This is a genomic window from Pseudomonas sp. Q12-87, assembly GCF_001269755.1.
GTDB classification, from domain to species: Bacteria; Pseudomonadota; Gammaproteobacteria; order Pseudomonadales; family Pseudomonadaceae; genus Aquipseudomonas; species Aquipseudomonas fluorescens_S.
Map to the genome: position 1 here is coordinate 369300 of NZ_LHVI01000004.1, position 23351 is coordinate 392650.

Below are 23351 nucleotides of genomic sequence, written 5' to 3' on the forward strand. Positions count from 1 at the left end.
GCCCGTGCGTAACTGCGCCAATAGCAGGCACAATGCCATCTTTGATCAGCCGGGTCGGAGCTTTACCCTTGCCGCGTTCTTCCGCTGTACGTTTCAGCCATTTCCTACCTTCATTGCTGCTGTTGCTGGCGGGGCTTGCGGCTGCCTACGTCAAAGATCTCAACGTGTTCTTCACCTCGCTGTTCAACGTCCTCCCTACGCTGGTGTTGTTGCTGGGCGGTGCGTATTGCGCGGTCTATCGGCGCCAACGCGAGCTGTTTCTGATGGTGACGGTGTACATCGCCTATTACCTGCTGGACACCCAGACCGATTTTTACCGCGACAACGGCAAGGTGCGCGAAGACGCGGCGGTGGTGTTCCATCTGGTTTGTCTGCTGTTGCCGCTGTTGTTCGGTCTGTTCGCGGCATGGCAGGAGCGCACCCATTTGTTCCAGGACATGGTGGCGCGGTTCGCGGTGCTGCTGGTCTTCGGCAGCGTGGCCCTTGCCCTGGAGCAAAGTTTTCCCCAGGCATTGCTGCTGTGGCTTTCGGAGATCCGCTGGCCGGCGTTGCACGGCGCCTGGATGAGCCTGATCCAATTGTCCTACCCGATGTTCGCCGCCGCGTTTTTGTTGCTGGCCTGGCAATATTGGCGCAACCCCCGACCACTGCACGCGGCGCAACTGGTGGGGTTGCTGGGGTTGTTCTGGATGCTGCCTAAAACCTTCATCCTGCCGTTCACCCTCAACATCATGTGCAGCCAGGTGATGCTGATGATCGCAGCGGCAGTCGCTCATGAGGCCTATCAGATGGCCTTCCGGGACGAGTTGACCGGTCTGCCGGGCCGACGGGCACTGAATGAGCGCATGCAACGCCTGGGACGCAACTATGTGCTGGCGATGAGCGACGTGGACCACTTCAAGAAATTCAACGACACCCACGGTCACGACGTGGGTGACCAAGTGCTGCGCCTGGTGGCCAGCAAACTGTCGAAAATCGGCGGCGGCGGTAGGGCATATCGCTACGGCGGTGAGGAATTCGCGTTGGTGTTTGCAGGCAAGACCATTGATGAGTGCATGCCTCACCTGGAGGTCATCCGCCAGTCCATCGAGACCTACAGCATTCAGCTACGCAACCCCGACAACCGGCCCCAGGATGATCAACAAGGACGCCAGCGTCGCGGTGGGGCCGGTGCGTCCAGCGTCTCGGTGACGGTCAGCATCGGCGTCGCGGAACGCCTCGAGCAGCGCACGCCCGAAGAAGTGCTCAAATCCGCCGACCAGGCGCTCTACAACGCCAAGGGCGCGGGGCGTAACTGCGTAGTTGCCTTTGGGCAGAACCGCCGCGGTGCGGTGCGCATGGAAGCCGCCGCGGGTTGAGTGATGATGGCGCATTCAGCGTCTGGACTGTGATTGTGGGCCTCGGTGACCGGCAGTAGGTTGGAACGATCTGCTACCGGAGAAAACCACCATGCCCGAGTACAAAGCCCCCCTGCGCGACATGCGCTTTTTGATCGATCATGTCTTTGACTTTCATGGCCGTTACGCCGCCCTGGGCGCCAGCGATGCCAGCCCGGACATGATCAACGCGATCCTGGAGGAAGGCGCCAGGTTCTGCGAGAACGTGCTGGCGCCGCTCAATCGCTCCGGTGACGAGGAGGGTTGCCACTTCGATAACGGTGTCGTGACCACGCCTACCGGTTTCAAGCAGGCTTTCGCCCAATACGTGGAAGGCGGCTGGCACGGGCTGGCGGCGGATCCGGCCTATGGCGGCCAGGGCTTGCCCAGTTCCCTGGGCCTGGTCATCAGCGAGATGGTCGGTTCCAGCAATACTTCTTGGGGCATGTACCCGGGCCTGACCCATGGCGCCATGTCGGCCATCCACGCCCATGGCACCGAAGAGCAGAAACAGACCTACCTGAACAAACTCACCGCCGGCCAGTGGACCGGCACCATGTGCCTGACCGAAGCCCATTGCGGCACGGACCTGGGCATCATCAAGACACGCGCCGTGCCCCAGGCCGACGGCAGCTATGCGATCTCCGGCAGCAAGATTTTCATCTCTGCCGGTGAGCACGACATGAGCGACAATATCATCCACTTGTTGCTGGCCAAGCTGCCGGATGCTCCGGCCGGGACCAAAGGCATCTCGCTGTTCATCGTGCCCAAATTCCTGCCCGACGCGCGCGGCGAGGCAGGGGAGCGCAATGGCGTTTCCTGCGGCTCGATCGAGCACAAGATGGGCATCAAGGCGTCGGCCACGTGCGTGTTGAACTTCGACGACGCCAGGGGCTTTCTCATCGGCGAGCCGAACAAGGGCCTGACCTGCATGTTCACCATGATGAACCATGCCCGGCTCGGCACCGGCATGCAGGGCCTGTGCCTGGGGGAAGCGAGTTTCCAGGGCGCGATCAAGTATGCCCATGACCGTTTGCAGATGCGCTCGCTGACTGGCCCCAAGGCGCCGGAAAAAGCCGCCGACCCGATCATCGTCCATCCCGATGTGCGCAGGATGTTGCTGACCATGAAGGCTTTCAATGAAGGCAACCGGGCGCTGACGTACTTCACCGCGCAGTTGCTGGACACCGCGCACCTGGACGCGAACGAGGCGGCCCGTCAGGAGGCGGAAGATCTGTTGGCGTTCCTCACACCGATCTGCAAGGCCTTCATGACCGACACCGGGCTTGAGGTGACCAACCACGGCATGCAGGTGTTCGGTGGCCACGGTTTCATTCGCGAATGGGGCATGGAGCAACTGGTGCGCGACTGCCGCATCGCGCCGATCTATGAAGGCACCAACGGGATCCAGGCCCTCGACCTGCTGGGACGCAAGGTGCTGGGCAGCCAGGGCAAGTTGCTGCGTGGCTTTACCAAAATCGTCCATAAATTCTGCGCGGCGAATGCCGGACATCCGCAGCTCAAGGATTACGTCGCGCAACTCAACGAGCTCAACCAGCAATGGGGCGAGCTGACCACACGGGTGGGCATGGCTGCCATGAAGAATCCCGATGAGGTCGGCGCCGCTTCCGTGGATTATTTGATGTACAGCGGCTACATCATCCTGGCCTACCTGTGGTTGCGCATGGCCTTGGTGGCCCAGTCGCAACTCGACGGTGGCCAAGGCGACGAAGATCTATGCCGCGGTAAATTGGCGACCTGTGAGTTTTACTTCAAGCGCCTGCTCCCACGCACGAGCGCCCATCGGGCTGCGGTCGAAGCTGGAAGCGATTGTCTGATGAAACTGCCGGCGGAGTTGTTTGCGCTCTGAAGCGTGGCGAGGGAGCTTGCTCCCGCTTGAGTGTGCGCATCATTCATAAAAAAGGGCTGCTACGCAGCCCAGCGGGAGCAAGCGCCCTCGCCACGATGGATCTCTAAAACCTGGTCGTGACTAAAAATAACAAAATGGTCACTGGTTGACCCTATGTGTCGCAAAAGTTGTTGATGTACACTCGGGCCCATGCGAAAACCGTATCTTACGAACCAACTGTTTAGATCCTGCGAGGTTTGCCATGGCTGACTACAAAGCGCCCCTGCGCGATATGCGCTTCGTCCTCAATGAAGTGTTCGAGGTTGCGAAGCTCTGGGCCCAACTGCCAGCGTTGGCCGATACCGTAGACGCGGAAACCGTCGAGGCGATCCTCGAAGAAGCCGGCAAAGTCACCAGCAAGAGCATCGCCCCCCTCAGCCGCGCGGCTGACGAAGAAGGTTGTCATTGGGCCGACGGTGCCGTCACCACGCCGGCAGGTTTCCCACAGGCCTATAAGACTTACGCTGAAGGCGGTTGGGTCGGTGTCGGCGGCGATCCGGTGTACGGCGGCATGGGCATGCCCAAGGCCGTTTCGGCCCAGGTCGAGGAAATGGTCAATTCGGCCAGCCTGTCCTTCGGCCTGTACCCGATGCTCACCGCCGGGGCTTGCCTGTCGATCAATGCCCACGCCAGCGAAGAACTGAAGGCCGCGTACCTGCCGAATATGTACGCTGGCGTCTGGGCCGGCTCCATGTGCCTGACCGAACCCCACGCCGGTACGGACCTGGGGATCATTCGCACCAAGGCCGAGCCCCAGGCCGACGGTTCCTATAAGGTCAGCGGCACGAAGATCTTTATCACCGGTGGTGAGCACGACCTTACCGAAAATATCATTCATTTGGTGCTGGCAAAGCTGCCGGACGCACCGGCCGGCCCGAAAGGCATCTCGTTGTTCCTGGTGCCCAAGTTCATGGTCAATGCCGATGGCAGCCTGGGTGCGCGAAATGCGGCCAACTGCGGCTCGATCGAACACAAGATGGGTATCCAGGCGTCCGCCACCTGCGTCATGAACTTCGACGAAGCCGTGGGTTACTTGGTGGGTGAGCCGAACAAAGGCCTCGCGGCGATGTTCACGATGATGAACTACGAGCGCCTGGGCGTCGGTATCCAAGGCCTGGCGACCGGTGAGCGCTCCTACCAGAACGCTATCGAATACGCCCGTGACCGCTTGCAGAGCCGTTCCCCAACCGGCGCGCAGAACAAGGATAAGGTCGCGGACCCGATCATCGTCCACCCCGACGTGCGCCGGATGTTGCTGACCATGAAAGCATCGAACGAGGGTGGCCGCGCATTCTCCACCTACGTGGCGATGCAACTGGACACCGCGAAATTCAGCGAAGACCCGGCGACCCGCAAGCGCGCCGAAGACCTGGTGGCCTTGCTGACCCCGGTGGCAAAGGCTTTCCTGACCGACCTAGGCCTGGAAACCACTGTTCATGGCCAGCAGATTTTCGGCGGTCATGGTTACATCCGTGAATGGGGCCAGGAGCAACTGGTGCGTGATGTGCGCATCACCCAGATCTACGAAGGGACCAACGGCATCCAGGCCCTGGACTTGGTCGGGCGCAAGATCGTCGGCAGCGGCGGTGCGTTCTATAGGTTGTTTGCCGATGAAATTCGTCACTTCACTGCCACTGCGGGCGGCGACCTGGCCGAGTTCACCAAACCCCTGAACGATGCTGTCAGTACGCTGGATCAACTGACCGAGTGGCTGCTGGACCGGGCCAAAAACAACCCGAATGAAATCGGCGCGGCTTCAGTGGAATACCTCCAAGTGTTCGGCTACACCGCCTATGCCTACATGTGGGCGCTGATGGCCAGGGCGGCCTTGGGCAAGGAGAACCAGGATGATTTCTACGCCAGCAAATTGGGCACCGCACGGTTCTACTTCGCACGCCTGCTGCCGCGTATTCATTCCCTGAGCGCTTCGGTAAGGGCGGGCAGTGAATCGCTGTTCCTGCTGGAAGCTGGCCAATTCTGAGACAAGAGCGCTGTGTAAGCATTTGCTTACACAGCGTGCTGGCATTTTCCCTCTACCGGCGGATTGGATCCAGGGCTAATCTACTTTCCATGGACGTAGCGCAGGACGCGCAAAGTAAACAACACGGACACGTAGGATTCTGCCAGGACGGCGGAGTGAAATGGATGTCAGGGAAACAGTCTGCAAAACCCCGCTTCGGCGGGGTTTTCTTTTGTGTGCGTTTTTTATTTGCCCACGGCCTCGCCCGGTTGGGCAGTTTCCTGCGGATGTGCCACTGAACCCTGGCGAGCGGTCAGGTGTCCATCAGCTAAGGCAACTTAGCCATCGGCCATCAGGAGTCATCCATGGATTTCATTCGTATCATCATCGCCATCTTGCTACCGCCGCTGGGTGTGTTCCTGCAAGTGGGTTTCGGCGGGGCTTTCTGGCTGAATATTCTGCTGACGCTGTTGGGCTACATCCCAGGCATCGTGCATGCGGTGTATATCATCGCCAAGCGCTGATCGCGCAATGCGGGATTTATCTATGGCGAGGGAGCTTGCTCCCGCTGGATCGCGCAGCGGTCCCAATGTGCTTTGCGATTGCTGCGCAATCGAGCGGGAGCAAGCTCCCTCGCCACAGTGACCGCTGTTGTTAGAGATCGCTATCAATCACCCTGCGATAAAACAGCCACTCATGCTCCAGGGCATGCGCTTGGTTCGCCGCCTTGCGAAAGCCATGGCGCTCATCAGGGTAGTAGTGCGCCTCGACCGTAACGCCATTCGCCTCCAACGCCTCGACCATATCCCGGGTCTGCTGCGGCACGACCACGGCGTCCAATTCCCCTTGGAAAAAGATCATCGGTGTGCGAATCCGGTCTGCATGCAACAGCGGCGTACGGGCGCGGTAGCGTTCGGCGTCCTGCTGTGGGTCGCCGATCAGCCAGTCCAGGTAATCGCCTTCGAACTTGTGCGTAGCACGGCCCAGGGCGACGGGGTCGCTGACACCGTAAAGACTGGCGCCGGCGCGGAATACATCGTGGAACGCCAGGGCGCACAGGGTGGTATAGCCGCCGGCACTGCCGCCACGAATGAATGTCCGACGGCCATCGATCAGGTGTTGCTCGTCCAGGTAAGCGACCACCGCACAGGCATCTTCGACATCCACCACGCCCCAGCTCAGATGCAGCGCCTGCCGATACGCCCGTCCATAGCCGCTGCTGCCACGGTAGTTGAGGTCGGCAACGGCAAAGCCGCGCTGGGTCCAGTATTGGATGCGCGGATCAAACACCGGGTAGCAGGCCGAGGTGGGGCCACCATGGATGAAGACCACCAAGGGCGGTTTCTCTTCGGTGTTCATCGCCGGGTAAAAGAACCCATGGGCTTCACCCGACGCCGAGGGGTAGCGCAGCGTACGCGCACGGCTGATCTGTTCGACGGGCAGCGGCGCGAGGCCGCCGGCCAGGACTGTTACAGCGTGGCTTTGTCGTTTAATCGCAATCACCGCCGATGGGCTCGTCGGCGAAGCGGCGATGGCATAGATGAAGGAGTCATCGAGCGCGAGGCTGCGCAAACGCGTGTAAGTACCGGTGTAGTCCTCGCTGGCATCCTGGCGGCACACGCCCAGGCGACCAAAGCCTGCCTCGGTCCAGCTCGCCAGATAAGTGCGTGAATCCAGGGGCAGCCAAGTACAGCCGCCCAGTTGCCACGGAGCGGACGCATGATCGGCTTCGGCGGCGGGCAGCGGCTCAAGACCTTGGGCCGATTCCACCCAGGGTTGCCAATAACCGGCGCGATCCGTCAGGCAATACAACCGGTTCGAGTCATCGAAACGCGGTTGCTGGATCGACTCTTCTTCAGCATTACCCGCCACGCAGCGCGGTTCGCCCCAACCGCTCACGTTGCGCTCGGCCAGCATCAATCGCGTTGCCGTCCACGGCTGATGCGGACGACTCCACTCAATCCATGCCAACCGCTGGCCGTCCGGGCTCACCGTCGGCGAAGCATAAAAATCCGTGCCTTCAGCCAGCACATGCCGCTGATGATCGGCCAATCCGATCGACACCAGGCGATGCTGGTTGGCCTGTTCTTCCACCGCCAGCACCTGGCCGTCGGCGAAACCTAGATCCCCGTATCGACAGTCGCCCGAGGTCAGCGCCACCGGACGTTCGCCAGCCAGGGTTTGGTGATAAATCTGCTGATCGGCCTCATTGACGAACAGCACGCCGTCATCGCTCAAACAGAACGCACCGCCGCCGTATTCATAGACCCGGCTGCGTGCGCTGAATCCATTTGGCGTCAGGCAGCGGGCCTTGGCGTCCTGCCAATGCCAGATCCGGCAGGCGCTGTCTTCGGGGCGGTATTCGTTCCAGAACAGGCCCAGGGGGCCGACGCGCAATTCAGCGAAGTCGGTACCGGCGGCAACGGCCTGGGCGGCGCTGAAAGGATCAGCCTTTGGCGATGAGGCGCGAGTTTCGTTCATTGCGAAAAGCCAGTTGTTCAATGGTTTGCGTGGCGTGCTCGGCATCTTCGCGAGCCTGCAGAATGATCCCGTGATGCTCGGACTTGCTGCACACCGGGTCGGCGTTGCTGGCGTCGCCCGTCAGCATGAACGCCTGGCAGCGGCAGCCACCGAAGTCCTTCTCTTTTTCATCGCAGGAACGGCAGGGTTCGGGCATCCAATCATAGCCGCGAAAGCGGTTGAAGCCGAACGAGTCGTACCAGATGTGCTGCATGCTGTGCTCGCGCACGTTGGGAAATTGCACGGGCATCTGTCGTGCGCCGTGGCAGGGCAGTGCAGTGCCGTCCGGCGTGACGGTCAGGAAGATGCTGCCCCAACCATTCATGCAGCCCTTGGGGCGTTCTTCGTAGTAGTCCGGGGTGACGAAGATCAGCTTGCACGGATTGCCTTCGGCTTCCAGCTTGGCACGATATTCGTTGGTGATGCGCTCGGCGCGGACCAGTTGCTCACGGGTGGGTAACAGGCCGACGCGATTGAGCTGCGCCCAGCCGTAGAACTGGCAGGTGGCGAGCTCGACGAAGTCGGCTTCAAGGGCGATGCACAGCTCGATGATGCGGTCGATCTTGTCGATGTTGTGCCGATGGGTGACGAAGTTCAGCACCATCGGATAACCGTGGGCCTTGACCGCCCGGGCCATTTCCAGTTTTTGCGCGAAGGCCTTCTTTGACCCGGCGAGCAGGTTGTTGACTTGCTCGTCGCTGGCCTGGAAGCTGATCTGGATATGATCAAGGCCGGCTTTCTTGAAGTCGCTGATTTTCTGCTCGGTCAGGCCGATGCCGGAGGTGATCAGGTTGGTATAGAAACCCAGCCTGCGCGCTTCGCCAATCAGTTCGGCCAGGTCCTGGCGCACCAACGGCTCGCCACCGGAAAAGCCCAATTGCGCGGCGCCCATCTCCCGGGCCTCGCGAAACACCTTGAACCACTGCTCGGTGCTCAGCTCCTTGCCTTGCTCGGCAAAGTCCAGCGGGTTGGAGCAGTACGGGCATTGCAGCGGGCACCGGTAGGTCAGCTCCGCCAGCAACCACAGCGGCAGGCCGACTTCAGGCTTTGGCGGCAGGCCGGTGGTGTCAGGCAAGTTCGATCCAGTGCTCTGCACGGGCGACCTCCATGAATTGCTCGATGTCGTCACCGAGTTCCGGCACGTCGGGGAATTGCTTCGCCAACTCACCGATGATCGCTGCGACGTCCCGTTCACCATCGATCAGGCCACCGATCAGCGAAGCGCTGTCGTTGAGCTTGATCATGCCTTCAGGATAGAGCAGCACGTGGCCTTTCTGGGCGGGTTCGTACTGGAAACGATAGCCGGGGCGCCAGCGCGGGGTCTTGCCGCGGTCGAAACTCATAGAGTGATCCCTTTGTGCCAAACCCGTTGCCCAGTCACGCTGTGATAGGGCGGGCGGTTCAATTCGTAGGCCATGGTCATGGCATCGAGCATGCTCCAGAGAATATCCAGCTTGAACTGGAGAATCTCCAACATGCGCTCCTGGCCCGCGCGGGTGGTGTAGTGCTGCAAAGTGATCGCCAGGCCATGCTCCACATCACGCCGGGCCTGACCCAGGCGGGTGCGGAAATATTCATAACCGGCCGGGTCGATCCATGGGTAATGCTGCGGCCAGCTGTCCAGGCGCGACTGGTGGATCTGCGGGGCAAAGAGCTCGGTCAGCGAACTGCTGGCGGCTTCTTGCCAACTGGCCCGGCGGGCAAAGTTGACGTAGGCATCCACCGCGAAACGCACGCCGGGCAACACCAATTCCTGGGAGCGCAACTGATCGGGGTCCAGCCCCACGGCTTGTCCCAGTCGCAGCCACGCTTCGATACCGCCGTCTTCGCCGGGCGCGCCGTCATGATCGAGCAAACGCTGGATCCACTCGCGGCGGATCTCCCGGTCCGGGCAGTTGGCGAGGATCGCCGCATCCTTGAGCGGGATGTTCACTTGATAGTAAAAGCGGTTGGCGACCCAGCCCTGGATCTGCTCGCGGGTGGCGCGGCCTTCATACATCGCTACGTGGTAAGGGTGATGGATGTGGTAATACGCACCCTTGGCACGCAGGGCCGCTTCGAACTCGGCGAGGGACAGGGGGATGTCAGTCATTTCAGTTGCTCCTACAGTTCAATACTCATGCCGTCGTAAGCCACTTCGACATTGCGCCGCACCAGCTCGGCCCGTTCGGCGGAGTCTTCATCGAGGATCGGGTTGGTGTTGTTGATGTGAATAAGGACCTTGCGCTGTTCGGGCAGTTGTCCCAGCACTTCCAGCATGCCGCCGGGGCCGTTCTGCGCGAGGTGGCCCATTTCCCGGCCAGTGCGAGTGCCGACGCCACGGCGCTGCATTTCATCGTCGTCCCACATAGTGCCGTCCACCAGCAGGCAATCGCTACCGGCCATGATCTCCAGCAACGGCCCGTCGACCTTGCCCAGGCCCGGGGCGTAGAACAGCTTGCCGCCGGTGCGCAGGTCTTCGACGATCAGCCCGATATTGTCGCCCGGGTGCGGGTCGAAGCGGTGCGGCGAATAGGGCGGCGCGGCACTGCGCAACGGCAGCGGGGTGAAGCGCAGGTTCGGGCAGGCAGCGATGGTAAAGCTGCGGTCGAGTTCGATGCGGTTCCAGCTCAGCCCACCGTTCCAATGGGTCAGCATGTTGAACAACGGGAAGCCGGTGCTCAGGTCTTCATGGACCATGTCGGTGCACCAGACTTGATGGGGGCAACCTTCGCGCAGGCTGAGCAGGCCGGTGGTGTGGTCGATCTGCGAGTCCATCAGGATGATGGCGCCGATGCCGGTGTCCCGCAGCGCCCGGCCAGGTTGCATCGGGGCGAAACCCTGGAGCTGGGCGCGAATGTCCGGCGAGGCATTGCACAGTACCCAGTTCACACCGTCATCGGAAATTGCGATGGACGATTGGGTGCGCGCCAAGGCCCGCAGGCTGCCGTCGCGAAAACCTGCGCAATTGGCGCAGTTGCAGTTCCATTGGGGGAAACCGCCACCGGCGGCGGAACCTAGAATCTGGACAAACATGGCCGCTCCATCTGCAAACCGAAATAAAAACGCCCCGGCTGACCGAGGCGTTGTGCTGCGTGCTTAACCGCCTGCAGCAATCAACGGCTGGCGAAGTACATGGTGACTTCGAAACCGATACGCAGGTCGATATATGCGGGTTTGGACCAAGACATGGGAATACTCCTTTGGTTGGGGTGGGGCGGTTGGAATCTATACATATAGTCCACCTCCGTTCGGAGATGTTCAGATGCTTAGGCGGCTATGTTACTAAATCTGACAAATTCGTTCGCCGCGATTCTCCGAGAAAGCTCATTGCAGCGATTGCAATGATCAATCCGCTGCATGCCAGGGAGCGCCCGGACAGGCTCCGTTGCTCAGGCAAATCCGCCCACCGTGTGCGTCGATCAAACGCCGGGCGGCCGCCAGTAGCTGCTCGCGGTCCAGACGCATAATCGCTGCGGATAACTGCTCAAGGTAATCCGACGGCCGGTCCGCCAGCTTGCCCTGCCAGAGCAGTTCGGCCGCCTCGGCGCAGGGCAGGGCGGCGCTTTCGAATTGGGCGGCAAGGGCCCGCTGCCGATGAGCCAGGGTTGAATCATCGATTTGCTGGATCAGCGCCGGCAAACCGCTGAGGAACTCCTCTATATGGGCAATCAACTGCCCCGCCGAGACATCGGGCGATTGCACGCCAAACAGCACGCCGGTTTCCCCATCAACTTGCTTCAACCCGCTGAACACGGCGTAACCCAACTGCAACTCGACCCGCAGGCGCTGGTAGAGCGGGGTCTGGCACAGCTGCGCCAGCAGCCGCCATGCCGCCTCGTCGGGCAAGGCCTGGGTCGGCGTTGGGCAAAACAGCAGCACGGCCTGTTCGTCGCCCTGGGCCTGGAGCTGGTGCCAGACACGATGCGTGGACGGCGTCCTCGGTTCGGCTTCCTGGCTGGCGATGCCGGGCACTTGGGCCAAAACTGGGCCCATGGCCGCCTGGGTGGCCGTCGACAAGCCGATGGCCAGGCCATCCCACCGGGCACTTGCCCACGGGCTGTCCGTCAGTGGCAGTGCCGAAGCTTGCCGGTCGCGTTGGCAGTAGTCCGACAAGTGCTTCAACAAATGTCTGATCGGCATCAGCGGCGTTTCGTTGCGGGGCGGGACAGCCGGCAGCGGCTGGCTCAGCATGGACAAGATGTGCTCCAGCACCAACGGTAACGGAGCTTGCAGCCCTACCAGCCTCAACAGGCATTGATCGTCGGCGCAATCGAAGGACACCTCCACGCCAGCCTGGCGAGCATCTTCACGCAAGTCCCGCAGGTGCCAATCGAGTCTGGCTTGAAGATCGAGCGAGGCCGCCAACCGCCAACGCAGGTACACCGCACCTTCGCGGCTGTCATCGGCAAATGCCTGGCTGAATTGCATGGGCGAGCGCTCCCGCCGGCCCCGGGAGCGGTCCTGGGCGAAGGTGCGCAAACCGCGATGGGCGCTGGTCTGGCCACGTATCAGCCCGGCGCGGGCTGGTTCGCTGGCCGTTTGCAGGAACGGATTGGGCGTGGGCAGTTGCCATGGGCCCGTCACGTTATCCACAGGCTCAAGTTGCCTGAGGATTGTCCTGAGTCTGACAAGGTCGCTTTCCGACAGCGGACCGTCACGTTTCTCACAGTCCCAGCGCGCCAGTTGCAGGGCAGATGCTGTCTCCTGTCGACGCTTCAGGCGTGCGGTGAATTCCTGGCGCAACGGTGCCCAGTCGTCCTGGGCTGCGAAAAAACCCAGCCAATCGTGCAGCAATGCCTGGATTTCATCCGGGGCCCGAGCATTGTCGCGCTTGAATTCGATGTGCAGCAGCGCCTGCCCGGCAAATTCATACAGCACGGTGGCCTGGAGGCTGTCAGCCAAACCGCGCTGACGTAAGGTGGCGAGCAAACCGCCTGGTTTGCTGGCGTTCAGCCACGTGCAGAGGAAATCCAGGGCTTGCGGTGAAGCTTCAGGCAGATTTTCGAGGGCATACAGCAGATCGAAATGTTCTTCGCCGACCTGTTGATAACTGGCCTGGGGCGCCGCCATCAGCTTCGGTGGCAAAGGCCTGGCAACCGCGTCGCCCGCCGGCACGCTGTCGCCGAACTGCCGGGCCAGTGCGCTCAACGCATCGATGCTCTGCGGGCCGGCCAGGCTCAATGTCATTTGGCCGCTCTGGTAGAACCTGCGGTAAAAGTCATGCAATGCCGCCTGGAATTCAGGCTGCGTGACTTCGAGACTGTCGCGATTGCCCGCATGAAAGCCCCGTAGCGGATGATTCGCCGCGAGGCCTTCGTGCAGCGCAACCTGGCGCTGGGCTGCCGCGTCCTGGGACCAGGCGACGTATTCGGCTTGCAGCACTTCTCGCTCGCGCAGTTGATCGGCTTCGTCCAGTCGCGGGTGAGCGAGCATGTCTGCCAGCCGCTCCAATCCGCCGGCGAAGGCGGCAGGTGGCAATTCGAAGAAATAATCGGTGGTGCGTTCACTGGTACGAGCGTTGATCTGGCCGCCGTGCCGCTGCACGTAAGCCATCAGGTTGTCTGTTGTGGGAAACCGCTCGGTGCCAAGGAAGAAAAGATGTTCAAGCAGGTGCGCCAACCCAGGCCAGGCCAGGGGGGCATCATGGCTGCCGGCCGCTACGCGCAACACTGCGGCGCTGCGCTTGAGTCCGGGGACATGACGAACTGTCACCCCGATGCCATTGGCCAGGGTTTGAGTATGAGGGCGTAGGGAATCAGGGACCGGCATGAGCGCTTCCAGAACAGGGATGCGCTCATGCTAGCGGATTAGCCCGGCTCAGTGCTTGAGCAAGTCGTTATAAAGGGCGGGGCGGCGGTCGTGCAGGTAGTTGTAGGCCGCACGGGAGGCGTCCATCAACTGTCGATCCAGGTCGCCGACGATCAGCGCCTCGTCGAGCCCCGCCAGGGCGGGGCGGCTGCCATCTGGAGCGGCGATGCTGCTTTGTCCGCAATACTGCAATTCACCTTCGTGACCGCAATAATTGGCGTAGGCCACGAAGCATTGGTTCTCGATGGCCCGCGCACGCACGGTGACATCGGCAATGAACTCGTAGGGCTGCATGTTGGCGGTAGGCACCAGGATCAGCTCGGCCCCGGCCAGGGCCAGGCGCCGGGCGTTTTCCGGGAATTCCAGGTCGTAGCAGATCAGCAGGCCGAGTTTCCAGCCGTTGAGTTCCACGACAGGCAGCGTCGAATCGCCGGCGCTGAACATCGAATGATCCAGATCGCCGAACAAATGGCTCTTGCGGTAATTGGCGAGGCGTTCGCCCTGGGCGTCGATGAGCTGGACCGAGTTGTAGATCTGCCCATCTTCACTGCGTTCGGGATAGCCATAGACGATCGCCAGTTGGCTTGCCTTGGCGATACGGCCGATCTGCTGCGCCCATTCGCCGTTATAGACCTCGGCCAAGACATTCACCGCGTCGACGCCGATGTTGTAGCCGGTCATGAACATCTCCGGCAGCACCAATACATCGGCGCCCCTGGCCTCCAGCGCGACTTGATGCAAGCGCTGCAGGTTGCCTGCCGGATCCAGTGGCAGCGGTGGGCATTGGTAAAGGGCTACACGCATCGACAACTCCTTTTATTCGGGCAGGGCGATCGGACCGATCTCATGGAATACATCCCCTGGACCCGGGTTCTCGGCGTGAGTTTCACCGCCGAAGTGCTTCATGATTCCCCACACGGCATTGAGTGAGGTTTGTACCGCGCCTTCAACCCAGGCGGGTGTCCATGAGACGTCATCGCCGGCGATAAAGATCCCTCGGTGTTCGGCCGGCATCTCGTCCTGCATGAAATGGGCGTACATGCGCTGGTTGTAGCGATAGTGGCCGGGCAGGGCACCCTTGAATGCACCGAGGAAATGCGGGTCGGCCTCCCAGGACACGGTGATCGGGTCGCCGATGATCCGGGCGGCGATGTCCACCTTCGGGTAGATTTTCTTCAAGGCGTCGAGGGCCAGCTTCACGCGTTTTTCCACCGGATGCGGGAGCATTTTCAGCGCATCGCTCATCCAGGAATACGACAGGCAAATCACTCCTGGCTTATCGTCGCCGTTGTCGAACAGGTAGGTGCCCCGGGTCAGGCGGTCAGTGAGGGTCATGCTCATCAGGTCGCGACCGGTTTCGGGATCCTTGTCTTTCCAGAACGGCCGGTCGACCATCACGAATGTCTTGGACGCCTGCATGTAGCGGGTGCGGTCCAGGGCCATCCACATCTTTTGCGAGAACAGCGCTTCTTCACATTCGATCTGGGTGGTCAGCAGCCAGCTCTGGCAGGTCACCAGCACGGCGGCATATTCGCGGGTGTTATCCCAGACATCGGTCACGCTGAAGTTGCCGTTGTCGGCACGGGCGATTCGCTTCACCCCGCTACGCGGCGCGCCCAGGTGCAACGAATTCAAACTGGTGCCTTCTGGCCAATGCACGCAACGCTCCGGCACATGTTTCCAGATCCCGTGAGGGACCTGCTCCACGCCGCCTACCACCAGGTGCTGATGATCGTCGCAGTTGGTCATCACCACGCGGAAGATTTCCAGCATCGAGTTGGGGAAGTCCGAATCCCAGCCGCCGGTGCCGAAACCGACCTGGCCGAATATCTCGCGGTGTTGGAACGAAAGTTTTGCGAAGGCTTTCGAGGTGGCGACAAAATCATAGAAGGTGCGGTCGTCCCACAGCGGCACCAGGGTGTTCCATAGCGCCTTGAGGCGCGGCACATCACGGTCGCGGATCGCTTGCTGGATCTCGCCGAAGCGCGAGCCGGCCTCCAGCGCGTCGGCCCAGGCGTCGGCCACTTCTTGGAACAACGCCGGCAAGTCAGTCATGCTTTCTGCGTAATAGGTCTGGCCTTCCAGGTCGATGACGGTGCTGCCCGACGCCGAGGTGAGCGGGTTAGGGAACGGCTTGGTCTCCAGGCCCAGCTTGTCGACATAGTGATAGAACGCAGTGGACGACACCGGGAAACGCATGCCCCCCAGCTCGGCAATCACGCCTTCGGCGCCATTGAAGGCCTGCGAGCGCAGGCGCCCGCCCATTTTCGAGGCCTCGTAGACCACAGGCTTGAGGCCCAGCTTCATCAGCTCGTAGGCCGCCACAAGACCGGCGATCCCAGCCCCGACAATTGCCACCTCCGTGCCATGGTTGTGCTCCGGGATCGAGCCCAGGCCGGCCGGGTGTTCGATCCAGTCGTCAAAGGCGAAAGGAAAGTCCGGTCCAAAAATGGTGATGGGCTTCTTACCGTCTGCGGGGTGGCGATTGTTCTTGTTCATGGCTGACCTTGTTAGGCGACTCGACGCGGTGTTCGCGTCTGAGTATAGGAAAAGATGCCAGCCATTCTAGGGAGCATAGAGCACGTTAATAAGACGCAATGTGTCGTCGTTTTGCTCTGTCGTCAGTCATTTCGCCGTAGAAATAAATCTAAATGACGAAACGTTCTTGTGGGAGCGAGCTTGCTCGCGAATACGACAGCACATTCAACATTTATGGCGATTGATGCACCGCTTTCGCGAGCAAGCCCGCTCCCACAGATTCAGATAGGCCCTAGACCGGCTGCCCCCGATCGATCTTGCTGCTGAGAATGATCGAGGTGGTGGTCTTGTCCACGCCGTCCACGCTGCCAATCTGGTCCAGCAGTTGATCCAGCTGTTCGGGCGAGTCGGTGCGCAGCCAGGCGACGTAATCGAATTCACCACTGACCGCACACAACTGCTGCACCTGGGCCATGGCGCTCAAGCGCCGCAGCACATCTTTTCCGGAGCGCGGCTGGACCTTGATACCGACGTAGGCCTGCAAACCGCCGTCAATCAACCGCTGCCCCAGGCGCACGCCGTATCCGGTAATCACTTTGGTTTTTTCCAGCCGCGCCAACCGCGAGGTCACGGTCGTGCGGGCAATGCCCAACTGCCGGGCAAGCATGGCGACGCTTTCCCGCGCATTGATTTGCAGGGCCGCGATCAGTTGGCGATCGATTTCATCAAGGACGCAAGGACGGGAATCAGGCAAGGTCGGCTCCGGCGCGGGCATCAGTGGCAGGCATGTTACAGGCTCTCTCGCTTGAAATAGTGGATGTCAGGTAAAGCCAGTGCGCGCCAGGCAGGTGCCAAGTGCGCCTGTGAAGACTTGAGCCAGAGCCCGTCTTGGCAAATGAGCTGCTCAGCGGGCAATTGCAACAGCAAGTCCAATGAGAACGGCTGCACTGAACCTGGATCCTCATCGTCTTCAGCTTCCCAATCGCGTTCGTAACACCGGATCCGTAGCTGGCTTGCATCGAAGCCTTCGAAGAGGGGTCTGTTGCCCAGCCATTGGGGATGCTCGCGCAGTGTGTGCTCTTGGGTATCGAGGAGTAGCAATTGCCAGCCGCGGTAGCTTCCGCACAGCTCTGTCACGTCGGTCGCCATACGGGTCAAGGCAAGATAGCGGCCCTGCGCTGACCAGATCATCGAGGGCGCCAAGTTGTCCAGCGCACAGCCCGATGCCGTCAGTAAATGGCCTCCAAGCCGTGGTGTGCCGGTGCGTACCCAGCTGTCGGCATATTCCGTCTCGCTGCCGAACAGCCAGGCCGCATCACGCTGGGTCGGTGAGGGCTGGATGAAGTCACCATCGGCAGTCGCCGCTTGCGGGCCGTCCACCCGGCGCCAAGGGGCGATTGCGCTTAGCTGGGCGTCTTCTGGTTGCAGCTGTACGGTGGTGTAGTACAACCGATATTGATCGCTGGGACGGCAGAAGGACGCGTCATCACCGACCGGTGGCGCGGCGACGTTGAAACGTTGCAGAGGACTGCTTTCCAGCTCGTTATCCAGGCGACCTGCGACCACCGCCAGGCTCAACCGGCCATCACGGAAATCGAGTATCCGCTCTACCCACAAATCAGGCCCTTGCAGCAGGCGCCGATGTTGCAGATCAGCAACCACCGCATGGGTGGTGACGGTCGTTGAGTTTTCAAAGGGCAGCAGCGCCAGGTAGCGCCCGCAATCGGAGACTCGATGATCCAGTAGCCAAGCCCCAGGCAAAAGCCAGTCGCCGATCTGGCAGCGATAACCGCCAAGCCCTTCGCGGTTGTCGCCCAGCCAGGTCAGACGAGCACATGTCCCATCCTGCAGCGGTTGCGTCTCGATGCCAGAGTCGCCTCGTCGGCCCTGGCTGTCCAGGGGCATCACAATAGCCGTGCGGGTCAGTTTGAACTCATCGACCTGCACCCGACCTTGGGCGTCATGACCGGTCTGGGTCTCGGTATCGCTGTGGATGCTGTCCAGGCGGTAGCCGTAGCGGCCGGCGCTCGGTCGGGGATAGTCGAGGTACGCACCGACATGGACATGGCTTGCATCGAGGCTGAGCAATTCGTGCCAGTAGAAAGAGGGTTCAGCGGCGGTCTTCACCCAAGGCGAGGGCAGTGCGCGCCAGCCGTGGTCCGATTGCCAGAACCAATACTGGTCGCCTTCGGCATCGTTGGCCTGCTCGCGGGCCAGGCACACCAAGGCGCAATGATCCGCCCCCCAAACCAATGGCGCATCGGCGGCCATGATCAGCCCTGACGGCTGGTCGTTGACGCTGATGGCATAACGCGGGGCATACAGCGGTTCCAGTGGCTGGGCCAGATCACGGAGGGTCGCGGGTAAAATGATCTGGCCCGCCAACTGCTGTCGGCCATCGGCGCTGGGTCGTGCGAAGGTGTGCGGCATATTGTCAGGATGCCAGCCAGGCTCGAGCCAGAGGTCCGCGACAGGAATCAGCTCGATCATTTCTGCTGTTTTCATCAACTCATCCAGCCGGAGCTGGCGAACGCTGTCGTCTATCAGCGGGCTATGGCGGCCGCTCAATACGTCCTGCTCAAAAGTGTCCAGCTCCCAGAATTCACTGTCGGCACAGCGATACAGCCGGCGTTGCTGACGGTCGAGAACAACCAGCCCCCATTCCTGCCGAGAAGGCACCGTCGCCGCGAAATAGCGCCCATCGCGGGAAAACAGTGCCGAGGAACCCAGGCCTTGCACAAGCACGCCATCGGGGAACAGGTAGTCGCAATAAGTGGGACCCCCCATGGCGATTTCACTGTGGTTGAACACCCGGATCGGCTCGCCTTCAGGCGTCAGTTGCGGCTCGCTTCCACCCCAGGCGCTGGCGCCCTTGCTGGACACGGCCGCCAAGCCCAGACGCCGCTCCCATTTACTGACGCACGCCAGTCCGCCGACGATGCTGGCAATGGCCGCGAAAATCCCCCACCACTCAGGCAACGCCCTGCCCACGCTGAAACCCAGGCCGAACACGGCGCCGACGATCAATCTGCCACAGACCCTTGCGGCCGATGGAAAACCGAATCGCGTGGCAAGCCCCATCAACAAGCCGAAGAACAATACGGCCAACAAAGCCAACGGGGGAGGCAATATCGTGACGAAAAAAGCCGGCACCAGCAGGAGGCCGAGTTGCCAGAACAAATCGAGAAACAGGCGGGGAAGGCTGGGGCTGGCGATGATAGGGAATCTCGCTGGAGAAGGTTGAACGGCTTGGGCGAAGGGGGTAGCCCGTCGTTTATTCTTCAAAGTATTACTTCAGGCGAGTCCAGGAACAAGGAAAGGGGAAAACACGAAAGCCGCGCAATGCGCGGCTTTTTTGTTTGGTGGGCCCACACGGACTCGAACCGTGGACCAAAGGATTATGAGTCCTCTGCTCTAACCAACTGAGCTATAGGCCCTCAGTAGGCCGCGGATTATAGCGACGGTTTCTCGGCTGTGCTATCCGAAAAATCCGATACGGTCATACGAAGAAACGTGGCGGCAAACTCATCGGCGCACAGGGGCAGGCTGACGATGTAGCCCTGGATCTGTTCACACCCTTCTTCGGTGAGAAATTGCTGCTGCGCCAAGGTTTCGACGCCCTCGGCAATGATGGTGAATTGCATGCTGCGGCCCAGGGCGATGATTGCCCGCACGATAGCCGCGTCGTGAGGGTCGTCGGGCAGGCCGCGAACGAAGGATTGGTCAATCTTGAGGATGTCCAGCGGCAGGCGCTTGAGGTAGCTCAGGGATGAGTAGCCGGTGCCGAAGTCGTCGATGGCCAGTTGCACGCCCAGTTTTTTCAGTTGGTGCAGCACTGTCAGGGCTTCTTCGGCCTGGCTCATGATGAAGTTTTCGGTAATTTCCAGTTGCAATAAGTCAGGCTGGAGACGGTTCTCGCGCAGCAGTTGTTCGATGCGCCCCAGCAGGTTGGGTTGGCGCAGTTGGGCGCCGGCCAGGTTGACGGACAGGGGACCGAGGCTTTCGTAGGTGCTGTTCCATTCGCAAAGTTGGCGGCAGGCACGCTCCAGTACCCAATCGCCGATCTGCAGGATCATGCCGTTTTCTTCCGCCAGCGGAATGAAGTGTTCCGGTGGCACGTCGCCAAACGTCGGGTGATACCAGCGAATCAGCGCCTCGGCGCCCACCAGCCGGTTATCGGCAAGGCTGATTTTCGGTTGGAAGGACAATGACAGCTCGTTGCGCTCGATTGCCCGTCGCAGCTCATGCTCCAAGGCCACGCGTTCGCTCGCCTGGGCGGTGAGGTCGCGGGTGTAGCTCTCCACCCGGTTGCGTCCCTTGGCCTTGGAGCGGTACATCGCGGCATCCGCATTCTTGACCAGTGTGGCGACATCACAGCCGTCCTGTGGATAGAGGCTGGTGCCGATGCTGGCGCTGATGAAAAACTCGTGCTCGCCGGCCTGGAACGGCGCGGCAAAGCAATTCAGCAGTTTTTGGGCGATGTGTTCGGCATCGCTAGGCTGCTGCAGGCCGGGGAGCAGGATGATGAACTCGTCGCCGCCCAGGCGCGCGACGGTGTCGATGTCGCGCAACTGTTCACGCAGGCGCACGGCGATCCCTTTGAGCAACAGGTCGCCGACTGGATGCCCGAGGCTGTCGTTGATGTGCTTGAAGCGATCCAGGTCCAGGAACAGCACCGCGCCCTGGCCGCCGTTTTCCTGCTGGTTGTTCAGGGCCGTCAGCAAGCGGCTTTCGAACAAGGTGCGATTCGGCAGCCCGGTGAGGGGGTCGTGGTGAGCCTGGTAATCGAGCCGGGCCTGGGCATGCTTGAGACTGGAAATATCGGCGAAGACCGCGACGAAATGGGTGATCTGCTGCTCCCGGTTGCGCACCGCACTGATGGTCAGCCAACTGGGGTACAGCTCGCCATTCTTGCGCCGGTTGGAAATCTCTCCTTGCCAGTGTCCCTCCGCCGTCAGTTGGTGCCACATCGCCGCGTAAAACGCGCTGTCATGCAGCCCGGAGGCGAGCAAGCGCGGCGTATGGCCCAAGGCTTCCGTCTCGCTGTAGCCGGTGATTTCAGTGAAGGCGCGGTTCACGGCGCTGATGTGCTGTTGCGTATCGGTAATCAGCACGCCTTCGGCGGTGCTTTCGAAAACGGTGGCCGCCTGTTGCAGTTTCTCCTGCATCAGATGGCGCTCGGTGATGTCCCGGGCGATGGTCAGCATGCAATCTTCGTTGCCGATGGGCAGCGGCCGGCTGGACACTTCGCAGAGCCGGATCTGCCCGTCGTTGCGGCGGATATGGCAGCTGAAATCCCTGACGAACCCGTCCCGTTTCAGCAGGTCGAGCATCTGTTTGCGCTCGTTGAGGTTGACCCAGATACCCAGGTCCAGTGTCGACCGGTCCACAGAAAGGGCGCTGTTGAAACCGGTGATGCGGCTGAAGCCTTCATTCACTTCAATCAGCAGGCCGTCGCTTTGCCGGGACAGCAACAGGCCGTCGGGTGACGCATGAAACGCCTTGGCAAACTTCTCTTCCGAGGTCTGCAACTGCTGCTGGGTTTCCTTGAGCTGGCTGATGTCACGCACGACCACGACCAGGGCAGGCGTCATGTCGAGGTCAAAAGGTTCGGCGGAAATCAGCCCGGTGAACACTTGGCCGTTGTTGCGGCGAAAGGGCATTTCCAGGTTGCGGATGCTCCCGGCCTGCAAACGTTGCAACAGGCTCGGGCCCACGCCCTGGATGCCCCAGATGTTCAGTTCGGTTGCGCTGCGGCCGACCACTTCTGCGGCGCTCAGGCCGATCTGCTCTTCGAAAGCCGTATTGACCTCCAGCAGGCAGCCATCCAGCAGGCGCGCAATCACCAGGATGTCTGGGCACTGGCGGAACACCGAAGCAAATTTCTGCTCCGAAAGGCGCAGCGCTTCCTCGGTGCGCTTGGCTTCACTGATATCGATCATCAGCCCGCGCATAACTGGCTCGTGGCCATGTTCGATCAGGCTGACAATGTCGCGTACCCACAGGCAACGGCCATCGGCGGTGATCACGCGGTAATCGATGCAGTGGTCGCGGCCCGCCAGCACCTCATGATCGCAATAAGTCTGGGCGCGGATCAGGTCGGCGGGATGAATGATGTTGCGCCAGAATCCCGGGATCAGCCAATGGGCAAGAGGATAGCCGAGCAATTCTTCGGCATGGGGAGAGACGTAGCTGTAGGTGAAATCGCTGACTCGTGCTTCCCAGGCAATCGCCGAAAGGCTCTCCACCAGCCCACGGTAATGGTATTCACTGCTGCGCAATTCCTGTTCGAGGTCGACACGCCGGGCGATTTCGGAGCTCAAGCGGCGGTTGATGCGAATCACCACCACCAGGATGCCGACCAGCACCAGCAGCGTAGGCAAGCCGTAAACCAGCAGGTCCGACCAGAACTGACGGTAATCATGCACATTGCCGACCCATTTCTGCTGGATCTCGTTGACCTCGGCCGGGCTCATGTCCGCCAAGACCTTGTCCAGGATGCTCACCAAGATCTTGTTGTCTCGGGGGACGCCCATCGCCAGCTGATAGCGATAAGGGGTTTCCCCACTGACATACAGGCCCTCGAGCTTGAGTTGGCGCAGGCTCCAGACGCTGGAGGCCAAGTCGCCCACCACCGCGTCCACTTCATCGGTCGCCAATGCTTGCAGGGCTGAACTGACGTTGGGCAGCGCTACCAGGTTCAGGTCCGGATGGTGGTTGCGCAGCAGTTCGTGCGGCGCGTAGTTCTCCACCACGGCGATCTTGAGGCCATAGAGCTCCTTGAGACTGTGAGGCTGGGCGCCGCCATGATGGGCGAGGATGACAATGGGAAAGTCGAGATAAGGCCGCGTAAAGGCCAGGTAGTTCTGCCGTTCGGGGGTGGACATGATGCCCGGGAGAAGGTCGATCTTGCCCTGTACGACCTGCTCCAGCACTTCAGTCCAGCTGGCCGGTTCGATGGGGGTCAGCTTGATGGCCAACCGCTCACGGATGATGTCGACGTAATCGGCGGCCAAGCCCTGGTAGCGGCCCTGATCATCACGAAACTCAAACGGCGGCCATGAGGCATCGACACCCAGGCGCAGGTCGGGATGGTCCTTCAGCCAGCGGAGCTCCTCATCGGTGAGCGTCAACGCGCCAGCTGTTGCGGTCCAGGTCATCAATGACAGCAAAAGCGCGGCCGTCAGTCTGGGCATCACTGTCTCGTTATGGCTTGGATAGGATGTTTCGAGTGTAGACGGGCAATAGGGTGGGGAGGGGCGTAACGGAGGGGTTTTTATCGGCAGATAACAAAACCCCCGGCTGGGCCGGGGGTTTT

General features: G+C 61.1%; 16 protein-coding genes and 1 tRNA gene. 4 read left to right on the plus strand and 13 right to left on the minus strand.

Translation table 11 applies throughout. The features are described 5' to 3' along the window. Positions 1-68 precede the first annotated feature (68 nt). From AD663_RS02745 to AD663_RS28110, 4 genes are all read left to right on the plus strand, one after another. Positions 69-1358: a GGDEF domain-containing protein gene (locus AD663_RS02745; RefSeq protein ID WP_003177651.1), complete on the plus strand. Its 1290-nt coding sequence runs from the start codon at positions 69-71 to the stop codon at positions 1356-1358. Positions 1359-1449: 91 nt separating this feature from the next. Further along, on the plus strand, positions 1450-3246 hold the full coding sequence (locus tag AD663_RS02750) for an acyl-CoA dehydrogenase C-terminal domain-containing protein (protein WP_053213231.1): 1797 nt from the start codon (positions 1450-1452) through the stop codon (positions 3244-3246). A gap of 241 nt (positions 3247-3487) precedes the next feature. Next, positions 3488-5266 carry an acyl-CoA dehydrogenase C-terminal domain-containing protein gene (locus tag AD663_RS02755; RefSeq protein WP_053213232.1) on the plus strand — a complete coding sequence of 593 codons (1779 nt, stop codon included), beginning with the start codon at positions 3488-3490 and terminating at the stop codon, positions 5264-5266. Positions 5267-5610: 344 nt separating this feature from the next. After that, complete coding sequence (locus AD663_RS28110; protein WP_003177654.1) at positions 5611-5769, plus strand: YqaE/Pmp3 family membrane protein; 159 nt, start codon at positions 5611-5613, stop codon at positions 5767-5769. Between the two features lie 130 nt (positions 5770-5899). Here AD663_RS28110 and AD663_RS02760 read toward each other — a convergent pair whose 3' ends face one another. From AD663_RS02760 to AD663_RS02815, 13 genes are all read right to left on the minus strand, one after another. Then, on the minus strand, positions 5900-7726 hold the full coding sequence (locus tag AD663_RS02760; RefSeq protein WP_003177655.1) for a S9 family peptidase: 1827 nt from the start codon (positions 7724-7726) through the stop codon (positions 5900-5902). Next, positions 7692-8861: a pyrroloquinoline quinone biosynthesis protein PqqE gene (pqqE, locus tag AD663_RS02765; protein WP_003177656.1), complete on the minus strand. Its 1170-nt coding sequence runs from the start codon at positions 8859-8861 to the stop codon at positions 7692-7694. The genes AD663_RS02760 and pqqE overlap by 35 nt, the downstream gene beginning before the upstream one ends. Further along, entirely contained in the window at positions 8833-9108 is a 276-nt protein-coding gene (gene pqqD / locus AD663_RS02770; protein ID WP_003177657.1) for a pyrroloquinoline quinone biosynthesis peptide chaperone PqqD, read from the minus strand. The genes pqqE and pqqD overlap by 29 nt, the downstream gene beginning before the upstream one ends. Continuing rightward, entirely contained in the window at positions 9105-9857 is a 753-nt protein-coding gene (pqqC, locus tag AD663_RS02775) for a pyrroloquinoline-quinone synthase PqqC (protein WP_003177658.1), read from the minus strand. Before pqqC ends, pqqD begins: the two co-directional genes overlap by 4 nt. An 11-nt stretch (positions 9858-9868) precedes the next feature. Then, on the minus strand, positions 9869-10780 hold the full coding sequence (pqqB, locus tag AD663_RS02780) for a pyrroloquinoline quinone biosynthesis protein PqqB (RefSeq protein WP_003177659.1): 912 nt from the start codon (positions 10778-10780) through the stop codon (positions 9869-9871). Between the two features lie 80 nt (positions 10781-10860). Next, positions 10861-10935, minus strand: a complete 75-nt coding sequence (gene pqqA / locus AD663_RS28115) for a pyrroloquinoline quinone precursor peptide PqqA (RefSeq protein ID WP_003177660.1) — start codon at positions 10933-10935, stop codon at positions 10861-10863. Positions 10936-11092: 157 nt separating this feature from the next. Next, positions 11093-13516 carry a pyrroloquinoline quinone biosynthesis protein PqqF gene (gene pqqF / locus AD663_RS02785; protein ID WP_053213233.1) on the minus strand — a complete coding sequence of 808 codons (2424 nt, stop codon included), beginning with the start codon at positions 13514-13516 and terminating at the stop codon, positions 11093-11095. A gap of 48 nt (positions 13517-13564) precedes the next feature. Further along, positions 13565-14359, minus strand: a complete 795-nt coding sequence (locus AD663_RS02790) for a carbon-nitrogen hydrolase family protein (RefSeq protein ID WP_003177662.1) — start codon at positions 14357-14359, stop codon at positions 13565-13567. 12 nt (positions 14360-14371) lie between these two features. Then, positions 14372-16054: an NAD(P)/FAD-dependent oxidoreductase gene (locus AD663_RS02795; protein WP_003177663.1), complete on the minus strand. Its 1683-nt coding sequence runs from the start codon at positions 16052-16054 to the stop codon at positions 14372-14374. A 271-nt stretch (positions 16055-16325) separates the two neighbouring features. Next, positions 16326-16787 carry an Lrp/AsnC family transcriptional regulator gene (locus AD663_RS02800; protein ID WP_003177664.1) on the minus strand — a complete coding sequence of 154 codons (462 nt, stop codon included), beginning with the start codon at positions 16785-16787 and terminating at the stop codon, positions 16326-16328. A 35-nt stretch (positions 16788-16822) separates the two neighbouring features. Continuing rightward, positions 16823-19141: a hypothetical protein gene (locus AD663_RS02805; RefSeq protein WP_256217154.1), complete on the minus strand. Its 2319-nt coding sequence runs from the start codon at positions 19139-19141 to the stop codon at positions 16823-16825. 252 nt (positions 19142-19393) lie between these two features. Next, a tRNA-Ile gene (locus tag AD663_RS02810) sits at positions 19394-19470 on the minus strand. Between the two features lie 15 nt (positions 19471-19485). After that, a complete protein-coding gene (locus AD663_RS02815; RefSeq protein WP_003177679.1) occupies positions 19486-23229 on the minus strand; it encodes a bifunctional diguanylate cyclase/phosphodiesterase in 3744 nt (1247 codons plus the stop codon). Between the last annotated feature and the right edge of the window lie 122 nt (positions 23230-23351).